Annotated in this window: 14 protein-coding genes; 12 read left to right on the top strand and 2 right to left on the bottom strand. The window is 54.7% G+C overall.

What is annotated here, in order from left to right; translation table 11 throughout:
- Positions 1-65: 65 nt before the first annotated feature.
- The 11 genes from RIB44_11545 to ugpC all read left to right on the top strand — a co-directional run bounded on the left by RIB44_11545 (position 66) and on the right by ugpC (position 16,683).
- On the top strand, positions 66-692 hold the full coding sequence (locus RIB44_11545; protein MEQ8617220.1) for a sigma-70 family RNA polymerase sigma factor: 627 nt from the start codon (positions 66-68) through the stop codon (positions 690-692).
- Positions 689-2,479, top strand: a complete 1,791-nt coding sequence (locus tag RIB44_11540) for a hypothetical protein (protein ID MEQ8617219.1) — start codon at positions 689-691, stop codon at positions 2,477-2,479. The genes RIB44_11545 and RIB44_11540 overlap by 4 nt, the downstream gene beginning before the upstream one ends.
- A gap of 165 nt (positions 2,480-2,644) precedes the next feature.
- Positions 2,645-3,634, top strand: coding sequence for a PEP-CTERM sorting domain-containing protein (locus tag RIB44_11535; GenBank protein ID MEQ8617218.1), 990 nt, complete (start codon positions 2,645-2,647; stop codon positions 3,632-3,634).
- 146 nt (positions 3,635-3,780) lie between these two features.
- Positions 3,781-4,842 (top strand): DUF1559 domain-containing protein, encoded by a 1,062-nt coding sequence (locus tag RIB44_11530; GenBank protein MEQ8617217.1) that lies wholly within the window; start codon positions 3,781-3,783, stop codon positions 4,840-4,842.
- Between the two features lie 75 nt (positions 4,843-4,917).
- Entirely contained in the window at positions 4,918-5,394 is a 477-nt protein-coding gene (locus RIB44_11525) for a hypothetical protein (GenBank protein MEQ8617216.1), read from the top strand.
- A gap of 85 nt (positions 5,395-5,479) precedes the next feature.
- Positions 5,480-8,806, top strand: a complete 3,327-nt coding sequence (locus tag RIB44_11520; protein ID MEQ8617215.1) for an alpha-amylase family glycosyl hydrolase — start codon at positions 5,480-5,482, stop codon at positions 8,804-8,806.
- Between the two features lie 45 nt (positions 8,807-8,851).
- A complete protein-coding gene (locus tag RIB44_11515) occupies positions 8,852-10,330 on the top strand; it encodes a PEP-CTERM sorting domain-containing protein (GenBank protein ID MEQ8617214.1) in 1,479 nt (492 codons plus the stop codon).
- A gap of 154 nt (positions 10,331-10,484) precedes the next feature.
- The gene (locus RIB44_11510; protein ID MEQ8617213.1) at positions 10,485-12,434 is read left to right on the top strand and encodes a glycoside hydrolase family 13 protein; all 1,950 of its coding nucleotides are present in this window, start codon (positions 10,485-10,487) and stop codon (positions 12,432-12,434) included.
- A gap of 130 nt (positions 12,435-12,564) precedes the next feature.
- On the top strand, positions 12,565-14,763 hold the full coding sequence (locus RIB44_11505; GenBank protein ID MEQ8617212.1) for an extracellular solute-binding protein: 2,199 nt from the start codon (positions 12,565-12,567) through the stop codon (positions 14,761-14,763).
- Complete coding sequence (locus tag RIB44_11500) at positions 14,756-15,589, top strand: ABC transporter permease subunit (GenBank protein ID MEQ8617211.1); 834 nt, start codon at positions 14,756-14,758, stop codon at positions 15,587-15,589. The genes RIB44_11505 and RIB44_11500 overlap by 8 nt, the downstream gene beginning before the upstream one ends.
- Before the next feature lie 11 nt (positions 15,590-15,600).
- Positions 15,601-16,683: a sn-glycerol-3-phosphate ABC transporter ATP-binding protein UgpC gene (ugpC, locus tag RIB44_11495; protein MEQ8617210.1), complete on the top strand. Its 1,083-nt coding sequence runs from the start codon at positions 15,601-15,603 to the stop codon at positions 16,681-16,683.
- A gap of 98 nt (positions 16,684-16,781) precedes the next feature.
- Here ugpC and RIB44_11490 read toward each other — a convergent pair whose 3' ends face one another.
- Positions 16,782-21,719: a Calx-beta domain-containing protein gene (locus tag RIB44_11490; protein ID MEQ8617209.1), complete on the bottom strand. Its 4,938-nt coding sequence runs from the start codon at positions 21,717-21,719 to the stop codon at positions 16,782-16,784.
- A gap of 335 nt (positions 21,720-22,054) precedes the next feature.
- Positions 22,055-23,263 (bottom strand): DUF1559 domain-containing protein, encoded by a 1,209-nt coding sequence (locus RIB44_11485; protein ID MEQ8617208.1) that lies wholly within the window; start codon positions 23,261-23,263, stop codon positions 22,055-22,057.
- Positions 23,264-23,795: 532 nt separating this feature from the next.
- Here RIB44_11485 and RIB44_11480 point away from each other — a divergent pair.
- Positions 23,796-25,379, top strand: a complete 1,584-nt coding sequence (locus tag RIB44_11480) for an arylsulfatase (protein ID MEQ8617207.1) — start codon at positions 23,796-23,798, stop codon at positions 25,377-25,379.
- Positions 25,380-25,403 lie beyond the last annotated feature (24 nt).

Raw genomic sequence — 25,403 nt, 5'->3', positions numbered from 1 at the left:
GGGCTCTTTTTCCTGGTGGCAGCGTTTCTCGTGACAACGTTTGCAAGGACAGTTGGAGCCTTCACATGACGGAAGAATTCACGGATGGGGCAGGCAGAGAAGAGGTCCCGGAGCCGGGATCAGAGCGATACTTCCAGGAGGCCGACTCTTCGGGGCCTGATTCTCCTGGGGATGTGCACCGGGATGCCTTTGCGAGACTGTTCGCTAAGCACGATCGCTGGTTATTCGCCTATTTGGTGACGCTGCTTTCGAGCCCAGCGGATGCTGAGGAGGTATTCCAAGAGATTAGCGTTGTGATTTGGCGGAACTACGAGCAATTCGAGTTAGGTACCGATTTTGTAAAGTGGGCGAGCGTGATTGCCCATAACCAAGTTCGGAAGTTTCGCCGGCAGGGACGACGGCATGGTTTTCAGCTAAGCGATGCAACTTTGGATTTGGTTGCTCAGGAGACAACACGACGAGCCGACCTGTTGGAGTTCCGCCGCGACGCACTCCGGCACTGTATTGAGCAACTTCCCGAGAACGACAAGCAACTCGTCAAACTCTGTTACAGCGAAGAAACGACAAACTTTAAGTCAGTAGCCGAGCAAATCGATCGACCCGTGAATACTGTTTATAAAGCACTGAATCGAATCCGCCGTGTGCTTCATGAGTGCATCGATCGCAAAATTGCTCAGGAGGGGCTGCTATGACTCTGCGACCGAACACTAGGCAAAGTTACTCGAAGGACAAGCTGCTGACGATGCTCGGCGACTTGTGCAACGATTGCCTGAGCGAAGCCGATGGCGAACTGCTCGACCGCTGGCTTTTTGAGGAGCCGCAAGCGCGGACGACCTACGCCAACTATATGGCCATGCACGCAGAGCTTTACAGCGAGCCTTCTTTGGCGATGCGACAGTCCGGTCAACAAGAGACTCTTCCGCACGTCGAGCTATCCTCGCCTGCAGCTAGTAAGTTCATCCCTACTCCTCAAGCTTGGACGGTCGCGATTGCAGCTTCCTTGGCTTTGATCGCTGTGACGGCAGGAGTCTGGCTCGCGTCACGCGGCGGTGATTTGGAACGTCCTAGCCAAGCAGAGAGTGCTAATCAGTCTGCTGGTACTGCAGTCGCAAGGGTTACTGGAACTCACAACTGCCTGTGGCAGAAGTCCGCTGAAGCGGTTGGGTATGGTGACCAACTCGAAGTTGGCCAGCGGCTTGAGCTTGCCGAAGGGCTGGCGGAAATCACTTTCGACGATGGCGCGACTATTCTACTGGAAGGCCCCGCTTCTTTCGTCGTCAGCGGCCCAGCCGCCGCCGAGCTGTCTTCAGGACGCCTTGCCGCGGTGGTTCCGAATCGTGCCAGTTCGTTTCGTGTTGCGACCCAGACGCTCGATCTGTTTGATGTTGGTACCGAGTTCGGCTTGCACGCGCTCGCCTCAGGTGCTTCGGAAGTTCACGTCTTCAATGGATTCGTCAGAGCCGACGTGCTAGATGGCAGTGGCAGGCCCCGGGAACGATTGCAACTCAACGCGGCGGAAGCCATTCGGGTAAATCCCGTCTCGACAACCGTAACCGAGTTTCCAGCTGACGATGCCAAGTTCATCCGCAGCTTGGCTCCTTCAGCGGGCCCCCACGACGGGCTCCTGGCTTACGAGGGCTTCACGTATCCAGCGGGGCCGTTGACCGCGCAAAATGGTGGCTTTGGGTGGGCTGGTCCGTGGTTCAGTATCGCAGCAGATGAAGTCGAGGGCCGAGACACCAACAGTGTCGCGAAAGGTAGTCTAGCCGTCGAAGGGATGGTGCCGCTGGGGAATCGTGCCTCGATTACCGGTCATGAGAATCGGATCCGTCGAAGTCTAGCCACTTCAGTGGGAGGCGTTTTCGACGCCGCGGGCTTAGTTGAAAATCAAGACGGAGTCCGGTTAATCGGGCGTGACGGAAAACGCGTTTATTTGAGCTTCCTGCAGAGGGTATCCAAGACGGGTGATGACTTCTACGGATTTGAGCTCCACCGCGGCGATGGCAACGCGAATCGGGTCCTATGTATCGGCAGTGGGGATGAAGATGCGGGTTATTGTGCCACCTCGAATGTAAACGTTTACCGCAAGGAAAACGCCCCCTCGCTAGGCATAGAAAGTACGACAACCAGCTTATTTGTGATTAGAATAATGTATGGGACGGACAACCGTGACACGCTGGAGATTTACCGTGATCCTCGCTCGCCGAAAGAGATTTCTCGGTCAGAGCCAGTAGCGAGGCTGCGAGGCAATTTTGCGTTTGATCGCGTAAGCCTAGCCAATTTTCATGGTGAGAAAATTCACGAGATCGATGAGCTGCGAGTTGGCAGTAACTTATCCGCTGTAACACAGCGGTGGGGTCAAAATCGTGGCCGTCTGATGCGAAGCATCACTTTTCAACCTTTGATGAAGCAAAAATCACAGCTTGCCAAGTCAAGCTGGACAAGCGAACTGCCACCTTTCGCGTTGGCAGCGTATTAGAGACAGAATCTTAGTGATTGAGGAGAACGCCTGCGGGGGTTCCGTGTTTTAATCCAGTAGTTGAGGCACTTATCGTTTTTTGGAGGGGCGTTGCTAAAAGTCGCTGACGATTAGCAGCACTCGAAGTTTTGTTTTAGAGGGGGTGAAATCCCCGGAGGTAGCATCATGAAGTATTTAGGAAGTTTATTGGCGGTTGCGTTGCTGGCGGTACCGGCAATGGGGCAGCCTGTTGTTGACGGCACGCTGGACGTTGCCGACTACGGTCCGGCTTTAGCCGTGCAAAATGTACAGACGCAGTTTGGCGACAACACTGATCCCCTTGGATTCGGTGGTGGTGGTGAACTCGATGCTGGCTATGCGACGATCAGTGGTGGTCGCTTGTATGTCATGCTGACAGGAAACGTCGAGCCAAACTTCAATAAGGTGAGCGTGTTTATTGACTCGGTTGCCGGTGGTGAGAACGTGCTTGATGGTTCTCTGACCTACGACTTTTCCGACCTTGCCGCGAACTTTGGCGGCCTAACTTTTGATGCTGGCTTCGAAGCTGACTATCACTTGTTTGGTCGTTGGGGCGGCGGTGCGTTTGAACTCGACATCGTCGATCGCGCAAATAGCTCTGCAGGAGCAGAATTAGGTAACTTTGGTGCAGCTACTGTTGGTGTCGGGACCGGGGTTCAGTCCGGTACCATCGCCGCAGGTGGCACTGCAACGACAGGTGCTGACGCTGGTACTTTCCTTACCCAGGATGTCGATTTCGGTTTCAACAACACCAATATTGCTGGTGTTGCTGGTGGAACTGCCGCACCGACGAATCCTCCCGAAGATCCAGCCAGCGTGCTGACCGGGTTGGAATTCTCTGTTGATCTAGCCGACCTTGGTAACCCAAGCCCAGGTGACATCATCAAGATTCATGCTGCCTACGGCAACGGTGACAATAACTTCCACTCAAACCAATTCCTGGGTGGCATTGGCCCCAACAGTAACCTTGGTGGTGATGGTTCAGGTGGCTTCATCGGTAACCTTTCAGGGATCGACTTCAATAACTTCCAGGGGGACCAGTTCTTTACGATTGCTGTTCCCATTCCTGAACCGACTTCGATGGTGCTGTTCGGTCTTGGCCTGGTGGGACTCGGCTGCAGCCGTCGTCGTAGCTAAGTGTTGAAGGATTGATTGAAAGTGAAGAAGAGTGAGTAACGAACGGACAACCCGCCCCGCTCTGCTTGAGAGGAGCGGGCGGGGAGTCCTCTTTTTAACGAGCAGACAGGCAAACTTTTCCGCAACGGATGGAAGCGAGTTTAGAGATGAACATTCCCCAAACAAGAAGTAAGAAACGCGGTTTTACTCTCGTCGAATTATTGGTGGTAATCGCCATCATCGGCGTGCTGGTCGGCTTGCTGCTGCCAGCAGTCCAGGCAGCCCGTGAGGCAGCCCGGCGTATGAGCTGTAGTAACAATCTGAAGCAACTCGGACTGGCCTGCCTGACCTATGAAAGCGCACAACAGAAGCTTCCAGTGAGCATCCACCAGTGGGGAGAAGACTTTTCGCTTGAGGGTGAGTGGCTGGCAAATGGCGATAGTCGTTACTCGCCGAATGCCGGCGGCCCCGGCTTCTTGGGCAAAGGTTGGATTGTTGATGCCTTACCGCAGATGGAACAGCAAGCGGCCTACGATCGACTCAAGCAGCAGATGGATGAAGATAAGAGCTTTGGAGCTCGGGCGAATCGTGGTCTTGGCTTGGGCCACATCAATGTACGAGACATTGTGAGTGCTCAGTATGACTTCCTAACTTGCCCTTCGGATGCTTCGGCGATTCCCTCGGAGCAGCAATGGCACTGGGATGGGGTGACCGTTGGCACGACCAGCTACAAAGGTGTGATTGGGGACTCTGTCGTGACAGATGGTAGTGCTAGAGGGCAGACCAGCCCGGGAAGTGTGTCCAGCAGTTTCGCTGCTTTTGGCTCTCTTCCTGACTGCCACAACACGCAGGAGTGCAATGGTCTGCTATTTCGCAATAGCTACTTGAATCCCGTGAAGTTGCGGATGGTAAGCGATGGTACAAGTAACACCTTCTTGGTTGGTGAGTCGGTTGTCGAGCAGGATTTCCACTCAGCAGCCTTTTTCTCTGATGGAGACTGGGCCTCTTGTGGAATTCCCTTGAACTACTTCGTCCTGGGAGCACCTGTTGAAGAGATCAAGGTGAATCAATGGTTCGATCAGCGTGGGTTCCGTAGTCTTCACCCGGGTGGTGCTCAGTTCGTGATGGCAGACGGTTCGGTCCAATACGTTTCCGAGAGCATTGATACGTTGATTTATCGCGGTCTGGCGACCCGCGACGGAGGAGAGATCGTATCACTGGAGAATTAGTACCGAGTCGGCACCTTACTGCCCGATTTCGGGACGTTTAACTAAACGCAAGAGGGATAGCCAGGAAAGAGCCTGATGAAAAAAACGATGAGTTCGTCCAGCAAAACTCTGCAGAGGATCACGTGGCTTTTCATTCTAGCTGTCGCAGGGTGTGGTGGCACCTACGACTCCACTGTAACAGGGGTTGTGACGCTCGACGGTGAGCCGTTGAGTCGGGGGCGTGTGACCTTTTATCCCACGTCGCCGGGACCACCGTGCATTGGAAGTATCAACGAACAAGGTCGTTATGAGGTAAGCACCGGTCTGGAGGTTGGACTTCCCTCGGGCGAGTATGCGATCACGGTGGTCGCCAACGAGCCCCCGGAGAAGAGCCAAGGCGAGCGGGGCGGTCCGCCACCAGCAGGGAAGCTGATCACTCCAGCGTGGTACAAGAGCAAGCAATTCTCGGGGCTTAAAGAAAACATTGAACCAGGGGCAAATGAAGTAGAACTAGCACTGACGTCTGAGCCGCCTGCAGGATGGGTAGGACCGAAAAAAAGAGGCCGCAGGTAGGCGGGCAACGAGTACCGCAGCACATTGGCTTTCATTTCACTCAGAAGAACGAAGCTAGACGCAGTGTTGAAGTTTCAGGAACACGATGAAGAACGTTTCTCCGACAATTCGATTTGCCTGTGCATTAGGTGCGCTAGTGATGCTGCAGCTTTCGTCCACGGGCTCGTTGCGCGCCGAGGACGCTTCAGCACCTGCGATGTTGCAGATTTTTGAGGCTCGCTGGGAAACAGTTGAAGATCGGATGGCCGACATCTTTGAGCTTGGTTATGGCCGGCTTTGGATTCCGCCAACGAGTCGTGCTGATTCGGGCGACCAGTCGGTTGGTTACGACGTCTATGATCGGTTCGATCTAGGGCAAGCGCGCCGTCCAACGGCCTACGGTACCGAAACTTCCCTAAAACGCATGGTAGGTGCTGCCCACGGTGCAAGTGTGGATGTCTACGCAGATCTGATCCTTAACCATGCCGGTTTCAGCGATCTGACGACGGTGGACGACTTCGGCACCACCAGCACTGCTGACGATGTCACCTTCGCTGAAGCGGGCGGTTATCCAGGTTTGGCGATTACCTTGCCTAACGATATCGACGGTGATTTTCACGGTGCGTTTGAGACGGGTGATCTCAACTTCCGCCTTTCCGGACTCGTTGACATTGCTCAAGAGAAAAACCACCAGTTTATCCGTACACCCGTCAACGCGGGCGATCCAAACAATATCCCGGCTGGTACCGCGGCAGCGTTTGGACGGATCGCCAACGTGCCGAATCCAAACAATGCACGCTTTTATCCCGACCAGGACCTCGGCGGTACGCAGTTCGACGTGGATCCGGGGCCGGGTGAATTCCTAATTACACGCTACGACTTTAATCGAGCGAATCCCCTCGCAGGTGATGCGACGATCGAGACGGCTGAGCAGATGCTCATGCGGCATGCTCAGTGGATGATTCAGGAAGTCGGAGTCGATGGTTTTCGTCTGGATGCGGTGAAGCATTTCCCAACCAATACGCTCACCATCTTCGATCAGGCTGTCTACAAAACGAATGATCGACTTCAACACGACGGGAGCTATAAACCGGTTTACTCATTTGGGGAAGTCCTGGATGGCAACCGGGCGTTTGTGCAGACCTTTATCAACAGCAACCTGCCAAACCCGTCAGCCATTGACGCGAATGATTTCGAAGTGAAAGGAAATCGCGATGCACTCGATTTCCCGCTATTCTTCGCACTGCGCAGCAACCTGACAGGCAATGGGTTGGGGAACAACTGGCACGCAATCCGCAGCGCCAGTCAAGACTTGCACGACGATGGACTGCACAATGGCAGTCAGGGTGTTTCATTTGTCGATAGCCATGACAACTTGTCGGGTGGGTTCCCATTTTTGAAAAACGTTGCTTACGCCTACACGCTGATGCGGCCCGGCAATGCTTTGGTCTATTTTAATGCTGAGGAATTTGGACCCGGTCGTGATTTTCCCAACGATGGGAAAGTCGATGCCTTGGGCGGATTCCACGGCGACACCATCGCCAAGCTCGTGCAAATTCGCAACACGCATGGGCGAGGAGATTTTCGTGAACGGTGGATCGACGAAGGCTTCGATCCAGAGGGTTTCTCGAATGTCTACATTTATGAACGCTCCAATTCTGCCATCGTCGGGCTCAATAGCCGGAATGATGCGTTCGTTGAGACTCGTAATGGCGTGCAGACTGATTTTGCTCCAGGGCAAGTCCTTGTTGAGCTAACAGGGAACGCAGCCGATGCGACGGTTGATCCCGGAGATGCCATCCCCGAAACCATCCGCGTTTATGACAACGGTAGCGGTACGGGTGTGGTCGATGTGAGCATCCCAAGTAACGACACGCACGGTCGTGGGTATGTTATCTATGGACTGCCAACGCCCGAAGGCACGCTCTCGGTGAGTAATGTAACCTCGACGTTTCAAGGCGCTACTCCCAGTGCTGCGAATAATGGTACTGCTCGATTGGCGGACATTGATGTTATCACTGCGGATAGTTTTCAAGTTCAGCTCAACACGACGCCCGTCACTTTACCTGCGCCGGCGGGTGAAACGGATCCCTTCCGCGACTTTTCCGCCGACGGTGACAACGCACTGTTCAAGTTCAACGAGGGACATGATCTGAACGCCAATGCTGGGATCGACAACACCACACCGGGTTCGGTCGCCTACGGTTTCGAAGAGTTCACCGACACACGCACACCCGGTTACATCGACGATGGGAATGGTGGGAACTCGGGCAGCGGTTCGGGGACTTATGTACAAGACATCGACGCTTCGCAACTACCTGAGGGCAGAAATTACCTGACAGTACGCGCCTTTAGGCATCGAGATAACGGACCTGCCGTGTTCTCTGACTTCAAGAAAACGGTCTACATCGATCGCCTGCCGCCCGACAGCGAAGTGCAAAGTTTCGAGCCTTTTGAAAGCAACCCCGAGAACGCCGAGGACCGCGACCTGATTGTGCGTAACCCCGACGGCACCGCAGATAACATGCACATGTTTCTCAACCAGGGGGCCGCTCTAACGGATGTTCAAATCTTCGCGATGACGCAGCAGCCATTTAATAACGGCGATGCAGGAGAATACGATCGTGATTCTTGGGTGTTCGGCTTTCAGGATTTGCCTTTCGGCAATCATGTCGCAAGCGTTGTGACTTTCGAAACAACAGGCAACTTTGGGGTTCAGCGGTTTGTCGGGCTTTTCGTTGACTCAGAGATTGGCGCCGGCTTCGGCGATCTTGACGCTGACGGTACTTACGAGACGGCGGACATTGCCGGAATCGGGAACGACTCCTTTGAAGACGTGCTTTATTCGCAGGATGCGAAGTTCAACCCCGCGGCAGACGTCGACGGTGATGGTCGTGTGACAAACCTTGACCTGTTTGCTCTCGGTGAAGTGCTCGAAAACGAAGAGTTCATTCTGCTCGCCCAACAGGCGTTCGACGGGGTGCTGGTTCGTCGTGGCGACGTGGATGAATCTGGAGCTACCGACGGAGCCGACGTCGAGGCTTTACACGACGGTTTTGGTGGGGATACCTGGCTGGAGGATCTGAACGCTGATGGCACGGTCGACATAAGCGATGTCGAGACCTTGGTGGATGATCTAGTGAGTACGAGCCGTGCTGATTTCGATTTGGATCGGACCGTCGAGGGTGGGGATCTTTTGGCTTGGCAACTGGGAGCGAGTAACTCAGGGAATCGGTTCGATCAGGGTGATTCCGACCTTGATGGGAGCGTGAACGGAACGGACCTTTCGCTTTGGCGATCTGATTATGGCACGGTCGCCAGCGGGTTTGGTTCAGGGGTCGTCGTTTCGGCTGGAGTGCCGGAACCTTCAGCGATCTGTTTGGTCGCAATGGGTTTGCTACTTTTGAGTTATCAACAGAGAGTAAGAGTGTAATTCGAAAACCAACTATTCTATTTGTTTTAGTGAGGGAGAAGTATCATGAAGAAATTGAGCAGTTATCTCTTCGCCGCTACGGGGCTGATTGGCCTCATTGGGGCTGGTCAGGCCGTTGGTCAGATTACGATCGATGGGACCGCCGATATCGGTTATGGGTCGTCGCTGTCGATTCAAGACACGAACACACAGTTCGGCAACGCTACCGATGGCGATCCGATCAATGGCGGTGGCGGATCGGAGATCAATCAAGTTTTCGGTACCGTGGATAATGGTCGCCTCTATGTGACCATCACCGGCAACTTGGAAACGAACTTCAATAAGCTGGAAATCTTCATCGATTCCGTCGCAGGCGGAGTGAACACAATCGATGGAGCCAATCTCCCCGGCGGCGTTGATCCGTTCTGCTGCGGAGGTTTTGAACCGCCCAATGGTGGCAACACTGATAATACTGGTGCGCTCCAGCGTATGGAGGGCCTGACCTTTGACACCGGATTTGAAGCCGATCATTACCTTACGATTACCCATGGCTTCGAAACGGCTCTTGATTCTTCGATCACTTTCTATGCAGCTAGCGCACACTATGCAGATCTAACGCAAGGAGCTTCCGGCGACAGTGCTGCACTGGGTATGCAGCTTGCTCACCGTGGGTTGCCTAATGTTCTGCGAGGCACCACAGGCGACTTCGATGTCGATGGCAACGTGGACGGCGGCGAGTTTCTCACCTTCCAGCGTAACTTGGGCGCCTTGAACCCTACACGCAACGAAGGCGATGCCACCGGTGACGGCATGGTTAATGCTGATGATCTCGGTGTTTATCAAACCGTTTATGGCTTTGACGTTGCCAATGCAGGCTTCGATGGTTTTCTTTTCGCGCCACAGAATGGTGCGATTGACAACTCCGACTCATTGCTCGGCCCAGCGCTACCAGGCTTGAGCCAAGGTGAACTGATCGACAAGAATTACGTGCTTGCCCCAGGTCCCGGCGGGGCAACTGACGCTTCTGGCGCAGGGCGAATTACCGAAGAGCTAGAGTTCGCGCTACCAGTTGATCCGGCGGACACCGGCAATACCTTCAGCCATCGCGATATGGACAACATCGTCGATCTCGAACTTGCAATCGATAACAGCAATACCGAGGGGGTCAGTGGCGACGGGCCGTTTACCACGCCGACTACCGGTGATCCAGAAAACGTGATGACCGGTGTTGAGTTCTCCATTCCGCTTTCGGAGATCGGCAATCCTACCGGTGACATCAAGATTGTGGCCTTCATCAATGGTGGTGGCCATGACTTTGCGTCGAATCAGTTCACCGGCGACGGCGTCCTGGATGCGAACCTCGGCGGCAACGGCTTCGGTGGATTCACCGGCGACCTTTCAGGCGTCGATCTCAGCGACTTTGCCGGAGACCAGTTTGTAACCGTAACCCAAGTCGCTCCCTCTGCTGGTGCGGTGCCTGAGCCAACTGGGCTCGCCCTGATGTTAGTAGGAACGGCATTTGGCATGATTCGTCGCCGTTCGTAAAGAGATTTGTTTATCAAGAGTCGAGAGGCCGCGTCATCTTTCATGGATCGGGGCAGACGCGGCCTCTCATTTTTCTATCCGTATTGGTTAAGAGTTATTAGGGGCATCTGTTTTGTCTGGGCTAAGTGAGTGGGCTAGGAAGCAAATAAGTTTCATGAATCGCCTTGCCATGATGGCGGCAGTCGCAGTGCTCTTAAGTAGCACCGGCTGTTCGGCTGCTCCTTCCGACGCGGCAAGCGACGGCCAAAAGAAGGATGTCGAAGCTGAAGCGGCAAAGCCTCAGAAGGACATTGCTGCCACGCCTTCAGCCACTTGGGCAGAAACAGAATCTTTGCCAACGGCTCCAGAGTGGGCCGCTGATGCCGTCTTCTATCAGATTTTTCCGGAGCGTTTTCGCAATGGTGACCCAACGAACGACCCCACACGTGAGTCGTTGGAGTTTCCGGAGACGGTCCCTGAGAGTTGGGAGATTTCTCCGTGGACCGGCGACTGGTACGCGCGAGCCGACTGGGAGAAAGCCGGTGGTGAAGACTTCTACGAAAATGGTGTTTTCAACCGTCGCTATGGCGGTGACGTTCAGGGGATCATCGACCGACTCGACTATTTGAAGTCATTGGGCGTCAATACGCTCTACTTGAATCCGGTCTTTTACGCCCGCTCCTTGCATAAGTACGACGGTGCTTCGATGCACCACATCGATCCGTACTTCGGTCCTGACCCTGAGGGCGACCTTGCTTTGATGGCCAAGGAAACGAGCGACCCGGATACATGGCAGTGGACCGCGGCGGACAAGTTGTTTCTTGAGCTCGTTCAGCAGGTCCATGCTCGTGAGATGCGAATCATCATCGATGGCGTCTTCAATCACACAGGGCGTGACTTCTTCGCGTTTGCTGACTTAATGAAGAACCAGGAGAAGTCGCCTTATACCGAGTGGTACATCGTCTCGCATTTCGACGATCCGGAGACCCCTCAAAACGAGTTTCAATACAAAGGCTGGTGGGGCGTACATACGTTGCCGGAGTTCGCCGACGTGAATCAGGGTGGCGACCTGCACCCAGGCCCCAAGCAGTATGTCATGGACATCACGCGACGGTGGATGGATCCCAATGGGGATGGCGACCCTACTGACGGTATTGATGGCTGGCGGCTCGACGTGGCCAACGAAGTTCCCGTCGCTTTCTGGAAGGACTGGAACCAACTCGTCCGAGAGCTCAACCCTGAAGCCTATACCGTTGCCGAAATGTGGGAAAACGCGGCAGACTTCTTGGCCGGAGGGGGCTTCTCAGCCACGATGAACTACCACGCGTTCGCCTTTCTCGTGAAAGGTTTTTTAATCGACGGGCAACTCTCCGCGCACGACTTTGCCCGCGAATTAGCGTTGCGTCGCGAAGAGTTCCCGCCAGCAACTTCATTCATTGTGCAAAACTTGATTGACTCGCACGACACCGATCGCGTTGCATCGATGATTGTCAATCGCCCGGCCAATCATGATGGGCAACCTTACTTGCAACCGGAAAAATTTGACTATGACGTCAGCGAACGCGTCTCGCCGCGGCATTGGAAGGAGTGCCGTGTCCAAGCTCCCGATGCCGAGGGCCGACAGATTCAGCGTTTGGTTTCTCTGATGCAAATGACTTACCTCGGTGCGCCGATGATCTATTACGGTGATGAGGCGGGCATGTGGGGAGCCGACGACCCGTGCGATCGGATGCCGATGGTCTGGGAAGAAATGGAGTTTGAGGATCAGGCGAGCGACCCCCTAGGACGTGAGCGTGAGCCTGACAAGGTGGCGTTTGATCAAGAACTATTCGATTTCTACCAACAAGCGATCGCCCTCCGTAACGAGTTAGACGTTTTGCGGCGTGGATCGGTTGTGAAGTATGTGACTGACGATTCCGCGATGTCGTACGTCTTTATACGCAAGCTCGGTGACCGTGAGGCACTGATCGCTTTGAATCGCGGCGACGAGGTGTTTGAGTTCGAATTGCCTGACTCACAGAAGAGTAACTGGAGCGTCAAGCTAACGACCGGGTTTGAGGCGGAAGACGAGGCCAAGGGATCTTTCGCACTGCCACCGAAACAGGGTGTTGTCCTTTATCGCTAGTCCTGTGTTTCGGAAGGCACGTTGAAGTTTGCCGATCAGTGTTCTGACTATGCTCAATAGCTCCAACTCTTTGGCTTTCGCTTTCCATCAGTTCAAGTGCCTTCTTAGTTGCCTCCTGCTAGGTAGTCTCTTGGGCGGTTGCCAGCAGGAAGACGGGCGGCAAGTGATTCAGCTTTGGCATCAGATGGTGCCCAACGAAAGAGTTTTTCTGCAAAAACTCGTCGATGAGTACGAACAGAAACACCCAGAGGTTTCTATTAAGCTCGTCTTCAAAGATACCGAGGAATTGCGCAGCAGCTACCAAGCAGCGGCGCTGGCTGGCGTCGGACCGGACCTTCTCTATGGTCCAAGTGATGTTCTGGGAACTTATCACACGATGGGCGTGATCGCTGATATGGGCCCCTGGGTCGATGAGCAGCAGCGACAACAATTCAAACCCGGGGGGCTAACCTTTCTCCCCTCGAATGATAGCCCCGATGAAAAAGATCTCGTGCAGATCTCTGATCGATTTGGCAATCATCTGGCGCTCGTCTACAACCGTGACTTCGTCAAGCAGCCGCCTGAAACGATTGAGCAACTTATCAAGATCGGTCGTGAAAACACCCTCGACGAGGATGGCGACGGACGGAACGAACGCTACGGTCTGGTCTGGAACTACGAGGAACCTTACTTTTCCGTGCCGTTCTTGACAGGCTTTGGTGCCTGGCTGTTTAGTGACGAAGCAAATACCGAGCCCGACCTGAATACTGACGAGACGATCGCCGCACTCAAGCTGATCATCGACCTGCAGCGCAAAGAGAAAATCGTCCCCAAAGGATGTGACTACGAAACGGCCGACTCGCTGTTCAAATCGGGCAATGCCGCCATGATCATCAACGGCGACTGGAGTTGGGGCGATTATCTCGACTCCGAGGTGATTAATGCGGCGATCGCTCCCTTGCCGTTGGTTCAAGCGACGGGCCAACCGATGGGCCCGATGGTTTCCCCCAAAGGCTACTCGCTCAACGTCAATGCAAGTCCCGCGCAACGTGAAGCTGCGATGGCGCTGGTTGCTTATCTCACCAGCGAGGAGTCGCAGCGGAGGGCGATGCAAGAATTACGGATCCTCCCTTCCCGTAAGTCGCCTTACGACGATCCGTTGCTTAGCTCGGATGCAACGCTGAAGGCTTCAAGCGAACAGCTTGCCAACGGCCATCTCATGCCCTCGGGTCCTGAGATGCGAGCTGTTTGGGACGCGATGCGGCCCCCCTACCAGGCGTTGCTCGGTGGCGAGCTCACGGCTGAAAAGGCTGCCCAGCGGATGCAGGAGAATGCCGTCGAGGCGATTGAACTGATGCGTCGCGACGATGCCGAAGTCGAAGGGAGTTGGGTCTGGGGTGCTCTCGCTGCCTTGGCAACGCTGGCACTATTCGTCTGGCAGAGACACGGCCTCGCACGGTTGCTTCCTGACTTACGGCGGCAACCGTTGGCCTATGCCATGGTTGGTCCTGCGATTGTGTTGATCTTTCTTACGGTAGTCTTTCCGTTTTTCTACAATCTGGTGCTCTCCTTCTCGAATATGTCCCTCACGCACTTTCGAAATTGGGGAATTACCGGCTGGCAGAACTATGTTGATGTGCTAAGCGACGAGCAATTCTACGCAGTGTTGCTGAAGACAATTCTTTGGACCGTCGTGAACGTGACTTTTCACGTTGGCATCGGCGTGCTGTTAGCAGTTGCGTTGAATGGTCCGATCCGCGGCAAATCGATTTATCGCGTGCTCCTTATTTTGCCGTGGGCTGTCCCAGCTTACATCACGGCCTTAACTTGGCGGAGCATGTTTCACTTGGAATACGGTGCTGTGAACCTGATCAGCAACCAACTGTTTGGCCTGCCGCAAGTGAACTGGCTCGGCGAAGCGACCAATGCCTTTATCGCGTGTATCATCGCCAATGTTTGGCTCGGCTATCCCTTCATGATGGTGATCGCCCTCGGTGGTCTGCAGGGGGTTCCTCAGGAGATGTACGAGGCAGCGAGAATCGATCGTGCCTCGCGTTGGCAGCAGTTCCGTCACATCACTTTGCCGTTGTTAAAACCGGTACTTGCTCCGGCAGCGACTTTGGGAGCCATCTGGACCTTTAACAATCTCAACGTAGTTTGGCTCGTCTCCAACGGCGGTGCCCCTTCGAACAAGACGCATATTCTTGTTTCCTACGTCTACAAGGAAGTGTTTAACCTCTACCGTTATGGTTATGGAGCTGCCTTGTCGATGATCGTCTTCATCATCTTACTCGTCTTTTGCCTAGCTTTCTTACACCGTTCCAAAGCCACCGAGAATGTCTATGGCTAAAGAACCACTACGAATCACGATTCTTCGCCATGCGTTTCTTCTGCTGTTCGTTGTGATCAGCGTCTATCCAGCACTGAACGTGCTTTCGATCTCGTTGCGTCCCGGCGATCAGTTGAAGACGACCGATCTCTCGATCATTCCTGACGATTGGACGTTGGACTCTTACGCGGCACTATTCACGCAGCAACCATTTCTGCGATGGCTTGGCAACTCGCTGCTTGTCTCGTTCGCCGTGACAGTCACGGGCGTCGCCTTAGCGGCGATGGGCGGGTACGCTCTAAGTCGATTCCGCTTTGTCGGTCGCCAAGCCTTAATGCTTTCGATCCTCACTACGCAAATGTTCCCCGCGACGATGCTGCTGCTGCCGCTTTACATATTGGTCGCCAAACTACATCTGATGAATACATTTCTGGGCTTGCTCGTCTTTTACGTTTCAACGGCGCTTCCTTTTTGCGTCTGGCAAATGAAGGGTTTCTACGACACGATCTCGCCATCCCTCGAAGAGGCGGCCCGCGTGGACGGCTGCTCGCGGTTGGTTGCGTTTCGCAAGGTGATCTTGCCGCTCGCTGCCCCCGGGTTGGTGATTACGGCCTTGTTTAGTTTTATGACCGCATGGAGCGAGTACATCGTTGCCGCTCAGGTTTTACAAGATCGCGAAATGTTTACGCTACCTTTAGGCGTCAAGAGTTTTCAAGCAAGCATGTCCACCCAGTGGGGGCTTTACGCTGCCGCGGCGATTCTTGTCAGCGTGCCGGTGGTGGTGGTGTTTATCGTCCTCAGTAAATATCTTGTCTCCGGCATGACCGTCGGCGCTGTGAAAGAGTAGGGTAGTGCATCGTGGCAACAGTCAGCTTCCGCCAAGTCAATAAGATCTACTCGGACGGTTTCCATGCGGTTCACGATCTGAATCTGGAAATCACTGAAGGTGAGTTCCTCGTGCTCGTTGGCCCCTCGGGTTGTGGGAAGAGCACCACGCTGAGGATGCTGGCTGGGCTTGAAGAAATCTCCTCGGGCGAGATCGCGATCGACGATCGGGTCGTCAATGCTGTCGAGCCGGGTGACCGCGACATCGCCATGGTTTTTCAGAACTACGCGCTCTATCCCCACATGTCGATTCGGGAGAATCTCGCGTTCGGCTTGAAGATGCGGCGTACGCCGAAGGACGTTATCCAGCAGCGTGTCGACGAAGTGGCTGTGACGCTGGGGATTGAGTCGCAGCTTGATCGCCGACCGCGAGAACTTTCGGGCGGGCAAAGACAACGGGTCGCCTTAGGCCGTGCGATCGTCCGTCAGCCAAAGGTCTTTCTGTTTGACGAGCCACTTTCAAACCTCGACGCGAAGCTGCGTGTCCAAATGCGTGCTGAGATTGCGGCTTTACATCATCGCTTGAAAACAACGATGGTTTACGTGACGCACGACCAGGTGGAAGCGATGACCTTGGGTGAACGGATTGTCATCATGAACCAAGGCGTGGTGCAACAGGCGGATGCTCCGTTAGAGATTTATCGCCGCCCGGCCAATCGCTTCGTTGCCAGCTTCATCGGCAGCCCCCCAATGAACTTCCTGCAAGGGACGCTGCGAGACGGCAGTTTTCATTTCGAATCGACCGCCTTGGATCTGGCGGCCGAATCTTCGGATTCCCAAGTCAAGCACACTGAGGCTGCTGCGTGGCTTGGGTTCCGCGCCGAAGACCTGTTGCTTGAGGGTCCTGGCCACGCTTTGCCCGAAGTCGAGCTTGAAGTTGTCGAGCAGATGGGCCACGAGTCCGTCGGCCATTTCACCCTCGCGAGTCAGCGTCACGCGATTCGGCTCGCAGCTTCGAGCGGTCTAGTTCCTGGCGATCATATCAGTCCCCGTCTAAGACCCGATTCGTGGCACCTCTTCGCCGACGATGAAGCTGGTTCGCGGCTGGAACTCTGAATCGACGGGACCAAGAATCAAACGTTGAATCGCAAAAAGACGGGTGACCTGATAGGACAGGCTACCCGTTCGGTAAGATCAATTCCTGAAGCCTTTGGCTAGACCGTAGCGAGTTCGGCAAAGGCTTCGTCTAAAGAATCGGTATCTTCTTCTTCAGAAGCGTCTTCTGATCCAACCAGAACATACTCTTCAGCCGAGGCGGAAACCCAGAGCAGTTCGCGAGAACTAAAGGCTGAGTCAATGGTTCCTTCTGCCGATTCTTCGGCGAGTGGAGCCGCTTCCACTTCGCTTTCGAGACCAGAGCTGGCGGTTAGCCAGACATTGCCACCAAAACTGGCGGTCGAAGTTTCGGATTCTTCGAAGGCTGGCTGTTGGGCAGCGGCGACGGTCGCTGTGGTGGTGCCATAGTCGGTCTGCCAGTTGTCTAAGTCCGTGCCGTCGACAGCTCCGTCAGCGTTAGTGTCGCCATCGGCATTCGTAGCAGCAGGTGTGCCAAAGCCACGTTGCCAAGCCAGGAAGTCGAAGCCGTCGGTGCTGTTATCGTCGTTGAAGTCGGTATCGTTACCGACTGCCTCGACAGTGAATTCGATCGACGCGTTGCTAGGTGCTCCGATTCCCGCACCATCCACGGCTCGGCCTCCAGCGACTGTGCCTGCGAAGACAATGTTGAGGTTATAGGTGCCAGCAGGCAGTCCACCGCCCGCGAGAGTATTGGCACCACTGAACTCTAGGGTCAAGGTGTTTGTGCCGTACCCGGTGATATTCGCTGGTACCGCGTCGATGCCGGCGACGGCTGTTCCGCTAGTATCCGTAACGCTCAGGCCAGGACCAACCAAAGCATCAGATTGACCACCGGTGAACGTGGTGCCGTCGCCAACGAGGATTTGGTCAACCGCATCGCTAAAGGAAACCGTTACCGTGCCGCCGGCTGCATCGACCGAGCTAAACGCCACGATTGGATTCGACGAAGCATTCGGGAGACCCGGGCTACCCGCCGCACCATCGTTCGGCAAGTTGATCGACTCGGCAAAGCCCGAGCTATTGGTCAGGAAGTCGTAGACCAAAGCATCGTCACTGCCGATGTAGTCGCCCGCATACCAAGCGGCGGCTGAATTTCTCGCAGTGTTTCCGCCTGAACGGGTCAGTCCGTCGAGTGCGTCACCAGTTCCAAACGGCTGGAAGAAGGTGTTGCTACCGCCGCCCGTGTAAGTGGTGTCGTCATTGAAGACCGTGGCATCCGTGTCGCGAACAGCAATCGAGTCGACGATCACCGCGTCAGGTGGTAGGTCAAGCGAACCACCATTGTTGTCCACGTCATAGTCATAACGACCAACGTGCAACGAGGTGGTTGGGCTGTAGATCAAGGCGTAAGTCGAGGTGCCATTGTCGTTACCACCAAGGAACTCGGCGTTCAGCTCAGGGAGCCCAACGTAGGTAGTTCCGGCTGGAATGTTCCAGTTGAAGCTACCTGGCTCAGCACCGATTAGTAGAGTGCCGTTGGGTCCGATTTCAAACTCGCCCAGATCGACGATCAGGTCGGTTGCTCCTTGATCAGCACCCGAGTCGCCGGCGATGACGGCAGCGTAGAACGAGCCCAACTTGGCACCAGGAGTACCGACAAGCTCGAACATTTCCGAACCGCCGTCGTTACCCGGCTGGTTGTAAGCGATCTCGCTGACAAGAGCGGGTGGGTTGGTGACGCTGGCATCGTTGTCACGAATGATCAGGTCCAGCTCGTCTGCTTGGCTAAGAATGCTGCCATTGTTTGGTGTCAGGGTGATGGTTAGTCTCTCATTCGCTTCCAGATCCGAATCATCGATCGTTGGGATCGAGATCGTCTGCGACAGTTCACCATTGGCAAAATTCAAAGTTCCACTCACGGGGGTGACGGTGCCGATGTCACCACTGGTGGCAGTGCCGAAGGAGATCTGGAAGTCAACCGCCGCTGCTCCGGAGGAGCCGCCAACACGGTTGACAACGATCTCCGCAGTGCCACCTTCGCCAATTCGAGCTTCACCCTGAGACGCACCCGACTCTTGCTGGGCGAAAGTGAAGCTGCCTTGGCCCGTTGGCTCGGTGTATTGAAGCGTCAGCTTCGGACGATTGGCGAAGATCGTCTCGCTGGAGTCAAACTCCCAGAGTTCGCCCGAGTCGGAGATGGCAACCCAGCCGTAGTTGTCGAGCGTACCATTGGCCCATCCCTGAAGTGTTTCGACGTTTAGCGGAATCTCAACCGGACCGCCGATCTCAGGCATTGGGACGCTGAAGTCGATGATCGCAGAGGCGTCGATGTCGTCAGGACGGATACCGTTGGAGATGTCACTTCCAACACTTCCTTGTGGGTCGTTCCAAGTTGCGACTTCATTCCAAGGCTTGAGCATTCGGAAGAAGTTGATGTTCGCACTGTTATTCGATTGCCCGGTGACGTTGAGCGTCAGCGTAGCACCGAAGATCTGCGAACCAGCATCGACTTGATTGGTCCCAGAGCCGAACATGTTGTCGAACTGAATCAAGCCTTGTTGGGGACGGATATCGACACCCTCGCCACCGCCGGTGAAGTCACCACCCTCGGCATCGTCAACGCGAATCCTTTGGTCAGAACCGAAGAAGGTGTTCAAGCGATTCGGCTCAGCGTCGATGTAGGTGTCTTGCGTACCGTTATAAGCAGCACCACCCTGGGTTCCCACGACACCTTGCTGGAAGTCGGCAACGAGGACGTCACCGTCATTGATCCGAACACTCGCAAAGTCTTGGGTAATCAAGAACGGTGAGGCCGCCTCTGTGACTTCAACGCCGAAGTCCTCAAAACCTTCGGCGATGGTATCCGTGTTGACCACCACAGTGATGGTTTTTGTTTGGACCGATGCTAGAGCATCTGCGGTGAAGTTGACCGTCCCGCTGGGCTGGCCGACAAAGTCGCTGCCAGCCTTAGCAGACCCATCGACCGTGTTGTAGGAGACCGAAAGCGGGCTGGAAAGATCACCAGTTCGAGTGACCGTGAATGTCACGTTGACCGTGCCACCACCAGGCTCGTCAATGCTAACCACGTCAGCTTCGATGAAGACGTTATTTAATACGTTCAAGGCACCCGGTGTGAGAACCGAACCATCTGGAGCAACAGCACTGATCTTTGTAGAACCATTCTGGTACTCGATAACGTCGTTGTCGCCACCAACCGAGTCGAGGTCGTCTGCCTCCGTGGAAAGGATATCACCATTAAACCACGAACCGATCGTGTTGGGTTGCGTGTTGCCGTTGAGACGTGAAACGGCGTCCGATGCGACATTATCAGCACCGTTAAGCGTGCGAGTTGGCTGATGAACGTGAACGCCCGGCAGTCCGAGATCGCCAGTGACAATCGCACGGTCGCGGTCGGAACCACCGTTAAAGACCGAGACGCTGTCCACGATCTGGGCGTCGCCACCGACGGTGAACGGTGCGACGTCTAAGAGGCCCACCTCACCCAAGGGCGAGTCCACGGCATCCTGGGAAGTACCAACGTAGGCACCAATGGTGTCGTAGTCGGTGCCTTGAACAGGAGCTAGACCTGTCGTGCGTACGAGTGCGTAGGTTTGCGAGTCGTCTTCCAGGCCATTCAAGGTGCCGAGGGATGGTACCACAAGTTCGTTGCTGTCAGCGGCTTTTGTGTACAGCCAATTGGTAGGACGCAATACCAGCAATCCATTGGCGCCAAAAGTTTGACCAGCCAAGTTGACAACCAAGTCGGCGACACCGCCACCGCCGCCGGCTTCTTCCTCTTGGCCTTCAAATACAACGAAATAGTAATCGTCGAGACTCGCACCCGGGGTACCGATAAGCTCAACGTACTCGCGATCCGTCTCGTCAACTCCAATGTTGTCTACGTCAGAGACGTTCGCCAGCACCTCGTTAATGAGTGCATCGTTATCGGCGATCGTGACGGTCGTTTGGAAATTGCTACCCAGCGACGCTCCAACGGGATTGGAGAGAGTTACGGTCAGCGTTTCATTCCCTTCAAGAACCGTATCGTCATTGATAGTGATGTCGATCGTCTTGGTGATTTCACCCGGCATGAAGGTCAGCGTGTTGCCCGCGGTGGCAACGTCGTAGTCGTCCGAAGGACCGGTGTCGGTCGCAGTGCCGTCGGCTACCGCAAAGGTCACGGTATCTGTGCCGCTGTTACCGCCCAGACGAGCAACTGTCAGAGAGAGTGTCTGAGTGCCATCGCCGCCTTCGTTCTTCGTGACACGACTGTCTAGGAAGCTGATCGTGTCTTGGTTGGCGGATGGAGGGGTAAAGTCAACGCGGAGGAACGGACGCGAGCCTTGTGCGTCCTCCGAAGTCGAGAGATCCCAACCGTCTGTGGCGGTGCTCTCAATCAACCAACCGTTGTTTACCGTCTCGCCCGCTGACCAACTCTGGAGAGATCGCGTGACATCAAAAGTACCCGGGTCGCCTGGCACGCGGTCAGGGTCGCTAACAGGAGCATCGGCACCTAGCACCGAGGTACGGCGTGGGTCAAACAGCGTATAGTCTGCTGGCAGGGCAGTCGCTTCTCCCTCAGAAGCTTGAACACCACCAATATCGCCGAACGTATTCCAAGTGGCACTGCCTTCGTCCCAAGTAACGAGCATGCGGTACATCGATATCTGGGCTTGGCTCGTCGACGGATTCGTGATTTCGAATGAGAGCGTCGCCGAGTTGATTGTTGAGCCTTCTGGGATCTGTGTGAAACCGATCGAGCTATCACCAAAGAGATCTGAGAACTGCAGTAGACCCTGTCGAACGCCGTTGGCATCCTGTTGGTCGACGCTGATCGCTGTCTCGCCACCGAAGTTACTATCACGTGCCTGTGAGAAAAGTACCGTGTCTTGCGCGCCGATGTAGTTGTTCAATCCCTCCTGGAAGGTCGCGACGGCTAGCAACTGACGAGGCTCAAGATTCTCGAAAGTCAAACCCGCTGGCTTATTGGAGCGAGTCTTGCGTGTTCTCTTAGCTTGCTTGAACTTTGGATTGAAGCCGCGGAAAAGTGATCGACTCTTTCGGTTCTTCGCCATCGTGGTGTTTCCTTAGAACGTGATATTTATGAGGCCGCTAATTTTCGACGATTGCAAAATGACCAACGACGCTAGGTTGGTTGGTTCGGAGGATAATGAACTTACGTGAAGATTCTGACGATTGAATGATTCAGGTTTGATGAAGTCGCTTTGAAGCTTCCTGGGTGCAACTCGATCCAAACAAAGTGCAGGCGTTGGTAGCTGGGTACGGATCTCGAGCGCTCAACTGAACGGCATTCAGAGCGAACGGTGTTCAAAGTTGTCGAGTGATCCAACGAAATGCGCGAATGATAGGCTGCCCCTTTCGAAAAAAATCTATCACTCGCACAGAGACTTTACTGATCTTCGAGAAGCTCCCCTCCGGCTCTCGTCGTCATTGCTTGCCAGACAGAACCCTCGATGTCGTCATCGACAAAGCGAACTGACGAGTCACCCATGGCAGCGTTGACTCCGCCACTGTGGTTGCTGCGGGCGCTGGCGTACTGGGCACCGCCATCGAACTCGCTACACGGCATGTCTTGGAAGACGGGTGATTGCTGAATGTTCGTTCCGCAAGCGGCGATTTGGTCTTCAACGTTGGAGTTTGGTGTGTGTAGTCCTGTGAATGTGCTGGCGCCCATCCCCGGCACAACCCAAGTTCCTCGCCAGTCGTCATTTCCAGGAATATTGTCTTCAGCCGTATTGGCTTCGTCCCAAGTCAAGACTTCGCTCAGCATCACCGTATTGGATAATCCGTCAGAGACTTGGGAGAGTTTGATACCGCGACCGACACGATTGGCTGGAGGTTTTTTTCTCACTCGCACCAGCGAGAAAATTCCATTGAGGATTTCCGGTGGGCCAGACACGACTTTACCGCGATTGTCCAGAGTTCGCTCAGCGAGGCTTGCAGTTTGATACGCATCAGAGTCAGGTGGCGTAGCGTGTTGCAGTTGTGCTCCGCCGAAGCATGCGACGTAATTCGACTTCTTGAGATAGCCAAGTGCCGTGCCTGTGGTTCCTTCATCGTCATCGTGATAAAAGACATTTTCACCCGTGGTCGCACTTGGGCAGTGCATGAACGCAGCCGACTCTCCGCCCAGGCCAGTTCCGAAATCCTTACGTTTACCATCCCAGTTATCCATAGGATTGGCTTCTTCGAAGTTACCCTTGTCGTTAATCGCTCTGCGGGCCATGTCCGCCATGCCAGGCTGTTCGATGTACGGTAGAACCTGGATGTACCAGTTCGGCCCGTAGCAAGAACCACCTTTTTGAGTGCCGGCAATGAGCGTGGATGGGGCACCCGTCTCCCACTCAACACATGTGGGCCCGCCAGGAGGGAGGAATCGGAAAGCGGATTCAAAGTTTGCGACGGCAAGAGCCAATTGCCGAGTTTGATTCGTGCATTGTGTACGACGTGCCGCCTCACGCGCCGCTTGCACCGCTGGCAAGAGCAGCCCGACCAATACCCCGATGATGGCTATCACCACCAGCAGTTCGACTAGTGTAAAACCGCGAACTGAGCCGCGTTTCCGCCTTCGAGGGCATCCTATCGCCACGTGATTCATCGAGTTACCTATCCTTTTCTTCTGGCTATGATCGCTCCGAGTTAATTCCTACTAGGTTGCCTAAACCTCATGCGAGCGGCGATCCAACTCACAAACGAAAGCCCTCAAACGAGCCGTAGCCCTTGATCTTCCCTGCATGTGCTAAGGCTCGTTCGGCGTGACGATCCCGAAGAACCGACGGCAGAAGTTATAGGTGCGCTAAATGAAGAGATGGCAAGCGTGGAATGAAGAAGCGTTTTGCAATGCGTTAAGAAACGGTGAGCGTGTGTCAGGTTGGGCAATCGTGAAGAAAGGAAACCACCTGAGAGAGCTACGCGCAATACAAAGAAGCATTGCGAGAGATCAGCTTTCGTGTCCCGAAGCGTGAGCGAGGGAAGGACTTCGACAGCGTGGTCCTTCGTTTACGCTTTGGGTTACGAATTGTGAGACCACTCCGAGAGAAAGATCACCGCTGATCTGCTAACATACCGGTCTTAGCTATGCTTCAACCCCTCAGGCCTACTCAGACCAAATTCAAAACAGGTGGCAATCGATGAGACCAATCAACATGATCGCGACTCTCCTAGTAGCGATCTCCGCTTTGACGACATGCAGTACGACAGCTCAGTGTGCAATCCCCTCCGAAGAACGAAGCCCAAACATTATCGTCATCATGGCCGACGATCTGGGCTATGGGGATGTCTCCTGCTACGGGGCGACTTCCCTGGAGACTCCCAATATCGACCGACTTGCTGCTGAAGGTCTTCGCTTTACCAGCGGCTATTGCTCCGCCTCGACTTGTACGCCAACGCGCTACTCGTTTCTGACCGGAACTTATGCGTTCCGCGGAGAGCGTACGGGAATTGCCCCGCCCAATGCGCCGGCGATTATCAAGCCTGGCACGGTGACGGTTGCCTCGCTGCTTCAGCAAGCCGGCTACGCGACGGCTGTGATCGGAAAGTGGCACCTAGGGCTCGGCGGCGACGGCGGACCTGACTGGAACGGACAGCTCAAGCCAGGGCCTTTGGAAATCGGTTTTGATACTTGCTTTCTTTTACCTACGACCAACGATCGAGTCCCACAGGTTTATGTCCACAATCATCATGTGCCGAATCTCGACCCCGAGGATCCGCTCTGGGTAGGAGATAAGAAACTGAGCCCGGACCACCCAACAGGCAAGACGCACCGCGAGTCGCTCAAGATGGATTGGTCGCATGGCCACAACTCGACGATTCACAACGGGATCAGCCGCATTGGCTTCTACACGGGCGGAACGGCGGCGCGATTCCGAGATGAGGATCTGGCTGACAAGTGGGTCGAGAAGTCAGTCGAGTTTATCGAATCGCACCAGGATCAACCCTTCTTTTTGTTTTTCGCGTCGCACGATATTCACGTGCCGCGGATGCCGCATGAGCGATTCCAGGAGAAGTCATCGCTCGGGTTTCGTGGCGATTCGATTCTGCAGTTAGACTGGTGCGTTGGTGAAATACTCAAGGCACTCGATCAACGAGGATTGGCCGAGAAGACTCTCATTGTATTCTGCAGTGATAACGGCCCGGTGCTTGATGACGGGTATCGCGACGGAGCGATTGAGAAAATCGGCAACCACCGAGCGGCAGGTCCATACACCGGTGGCAAGTACAGCGTTTACGAGGGAGGCACGCGAACGCCATTTATCACACGCTGGCCGGGGCACATTCAACCGGGAACAAGCAACCAGATCGTCTGCACGATTGATCTAGCGGCAAGTCTCGCTGCTCTAACTGGCAAATCGCTACCCGAGGGGAGTTGTCTGGACAGCTTCAATGTCCTTGGTGCTTTGCTCGGCCAAGAGAACAGTCGCGGGCGAGATCATCTCGTTCAGCAAGACAACGGCAACAATGGCACATTGGCTTTACGATCTGGAAATTGGAAGTTGCATCGGTACGACAAACGCATTGCTCGTAATGTAGTGGTCGAGACCGAACTGGCGAACACCTCAGTGCCTCAGTTCCAACTGTTCGACCTTGATTCCGATCTTGAGGAAAAACAGAACGTCATTGACACACATCCAGCGGTAGCAACTCGACTGAAGAAGCAGCTTGCCGATCTGATAGAACTGGGAAGCAGCCGTCCGTTGGAGGAGAGTTCGCCATAAGACTACCTCTGATAGAATGAACGC

It is taken from the genome of Lacipirellulaceae bacterium (assembly GCA_040218535.1).
GTDB lineage: Bacteria > Planctomycetota > Planctomycetia > Pirellulales > Lacipirellulaceae > Adhaeretor.
Note: the sequence above shows the minus strand (reverse complement) of the source record. Positions and strands in the feature narration are given on the sequence as shown.